The 2,987-nt window shown below is 73.7% G+C and carries 3 protein-coding genes; 2 read left to right on the top strand and 1 reads right to left on the bottom strand.

Features of this window, described 5'->3' with window-relative positions; all coding sequences use genetic code 11:
* Both ACTIR_RS0119885 and ACTIR_RS0119880 read left to right on the top strand, forming a co-directional pair.
* Nucleotides 1-505 (top strand): FAD-linked oxidase C-terminal domain-containing protein (locus ACTIR_RS0119885; RefSeq protein WP_026455586.1); only part of this gene is annotated, 505 nt, incomplete at its 5' end.
* Between the two features lie 111 nt (nt 506-616).
* Entirely contained in the window at nt 617-2,359 is a 1,743-nt protein-coding gene (locus tag ACTIR_RS0119880; protein ID WP_026455585.1) for a pyruvate dehydrogenase, read from the top strand.
* 42 nt (nt 2,360-2,401) lie between these two features.
* On the opposite strand, the gene ACTIR_RS0119875 is transcribed toward ACTIR_RS0119880, so the two are convergent.
* Nucleotides 2,402-2,938, bottom strand: a complete 537-nt coding sequence (locus tag ACTIR_RS0119875) for an O-acetyl-ADP-ribose deacetylase (protein WP_026455584.1) — start codon at nt 2,936-2,938, stop codon at nt 2,402-2,404.
* Nucleotides 2,939-2,987: the final 49 nt, after the last annotated feature.

Here is a 2,987-nt window from a genome sequence, read left to right as displayed (position 1 = left end):
ATCCCCGTCCGACCCGGCGCGGGAGTGGCGGTCGGCGTTCCTGCGGATGCCGTACCAACGTGACGCGCTGGCCCGGCACGCGATGATCGTGGAGACGTTCGAGACGGCCTGCACCTGGGACCGCTTCGAGGAACTCCACGAAGCGGTCACCGCCGCGGCCGACGAGGCGATGCGGCGCACCACCGGGGGCGGTGCGGTGACCTGCCGGTTCACCCACGTGTACCCGGACGGCCCCGCGCCGTACTACACCGTGTACGCACCCGGACGGTGGGGGAGCACGCTCGCCCAGTGGGACGAGATCAAGACCGCGGTGTCCGAGGCGATCCTCGCGCACGGCGGCACGATCACCCACCATCACGCGGTCGGCCGCGACCACCGCCCGTTCTACGACCGGCAGCGTCCGGCCCCGTTCGCCGCCGCGCTCGCCGCGGCCAAACGCACCCTCGATCCCACGTGGAGCCTGAATCCGGGGGTGCTGCTGCCCGGGGCCGGTGGCACGACCTGACCACCGCGCGCGCGGTTGGACCGCCGCCGGGCGGGCACTCTCCCCGCGACGACCGTGTCCCCGCCGGCCGGAAGGACGGGGACACGGCGACGCCGAGGGAGGGAGGGCGCCGTGGCCGGGCGGACGGTGGCCCAGCACCTGGTCGACCTGCTGGTGCGGGCCGGGGTGCGCCGGATCTACGGGGTGGTCGGGGACAGCCTCAACCCGGTCACCGACGCGGTGCGCCGCACGGACGGGATCGACTGGGTGCAGACCCGGCACGAGGAGGCGGCCGCGTTCGCCGCCGGGGCCGAGGCGCAGATCACCGGACGGCTCACCGCCTGCGCGGGCAGCTGCGGCCCCGGCAACCTGCACCTGATCAACGGCCTGTTCGACGCGCACCGCAGCATGGCGCCGGTCGTGGCGATCGCCGCGCACATCCCCAGCGAGGACATCGGCACCGACTACTTCCAGGAGACCCACCCGGAGCGGCTGTTCGTCGAGTGCAGCCACTACTCCGAGATGATCTCCACCCCGGCGCAGCTGCCCCGCGTCGCGCACGCCGCCATCCACCACGCCCTCGGCCTCGGCGGCGTCTCGGTGCTCACCGTCCCGGGCGACGTGGCGGGGCAGGACTCGCCCGAGGACAGGACGACGATGGTGCCGCTCGACCGGTCGCCGACGATCCGCCCGACCGACACCGACATCGACGCCTTCGCCCGGCTCGTCGACGACTCCCGCCGGGTCACCCTGTTCTGCGGCGCCGGGGCCGCGGGCGCGCACGACGAGGTGATGTCCTTCGCCGGACGGGTGCTCGCCCCCGTGGGCCACGCCCTGCGCGGCAAGGAGTGGATCCAGTACGACAACCCGTACGACGTCGGCATGTCCGGGCTGCTCGGCTACGGCGCCGCCTACGAGGCGATGCACGAGTGCGACCTGCTCGTGCTGCTGGGCACCGACTTCCCGTACCACCCGTTCCTGCCCGACGACGTGCGGACCGTGCAGGTGGACGTCCGGCCCGAGCACCTGGGCCGCCGCTCGCGGCTGGACCTCGGTATCTGCGGCGACGTCGCCGAGACACTGCGGTGCCTCACCCCGAAGGTCACCCCGAAGACCGACCGCACCTTCTTCGACCGGATGCTGCGCAAACACGCCGACGCACTTGAAGGCGTCGTCGCCGCCTACACCACCGGGGTGGAACGGCACCGGCCGATCCACCCCGAGTACGTCGCCTCCGTGCTGGACGAGGTGGCCGCGGACGACGCGGTGTTCACCGTGGACACCGGGATGTGCAACGTGTGGGCAGCCCGCTACATCAGCCCGAACGGGCGGCGCCGGGTCATCGGGTCGTTCACCCACGGGTCGATGGCCAACGCGCTGCCGCAGGCGATCGGCGCGCAGCTGCCCGACCGGTCCCGCCAGGTGGTCGCCATGTCCGGCGACGGGGGCTTCGCCATGCTGCTGGGGGAGTTCCTCACCGTCGTGCAGTACGGCCTGCCGGTGAAGGTCGTGCTGTTCGACAACTCGTCGCTGGGCATGGTGGACCTGGAGATGATGGTCGCCGGGCTGCCCCCGTACGGCACCACCTACCCGGAGACCGACTACTCCGCTCTGGCCCGCGCCGCGGGCGCGCACGCCCGGCGGGTGACCGACCCGCGCGACGTGACCGACGGGCTGCGCGAGATCCTCGCCCACGACGGTCCGGCACTGCTGGACGTGGTCACCGACCCGAACGCGCTGTCCCTGCCGCCGCACATCACCGGGCAGCAGCTCACCGGGTTCGCGCTCGCCACCAGCAAGATGGTGCTGCAGGGCGGCGTCGGCCGGATGCTGCGGCTGGCCCGCGCCAACCTACGCAACATCCCCCGCCCGTGAGCGGCGGGGCCGCCGGACGCGCGAGGGGCGGACACCGGCGGGTCACAGGCCCTGTCGGGCGGCCTCGGCGGCGAAGGTGTCGTGGGTGGCCCGGTCGAACAGCACCATCCGCAGCTCCGGCTCCGGGGCGTCCCCCGCCGCGTCGGCCAGCGTGCGCAGCGCGATCTCCGCGGCGGAGTCGACCGGCCAGCGGTAGACACCGGTGGACACGGCCGGGAACGCGACGGAGCGGGCACCGAGGTCGCGCGCCACCCGCAGCGAGTTCCGGTAGCAGTCCGCCAACAGCCCCGAGCGGTCCTCCGCGGCCGAGAAGACCGGACCGACGGTGTGCACCACCCACCGCGCGGGCAGCCGCCCGGCCGTGGTGGCCACCGCCTGCCCGGTCGGCAGGCCCTCGGGGTAGTCGCCCGCGCGGAGACGTTCGCACTCGGCGAGGATGTCCGGCCCACCCTTGCGATGGATGGCGCCGTCCACCCCGCCCCCGCCGAGCAGGGACGAGTTCGCCGCGTTCACCACGACGTCGACGTGCTGTTCGGTGAGGTCCCCGAGTACGAGGTCGATCCGCGCCATACCCGCCATTGTCGGGGTGGGTGGGGCGTGCCGTCCACGCGGACGCGCGCGCTCCCGC

Source organism: Saccharomonospora iraqiensis subsp. iraqiensis (genome assembly GCF_000430445.1).
Lineage (GTDB): Bacteria > Actinomycetota > Actinomycetes > Mycobacteriales > Pseudonocardiaceae > Saccharomonospora > Saccharomonospora iraqiensis.
Note: the sequence above shows the minus strand (reverse complement) of the source record. Positions and strands in the feature narration are given on the sequence as shown.

What these genes read in the sequence shown, in the direction of transcription:
- ACTIR_RS0119875 (WP_026455584.1), bottom strand. Translation starts at nt 2,938, where the DNA reads ATGGCGGGTATGGCGCGGATCGACCTCGTACTCGGGGACCTCACCGAA.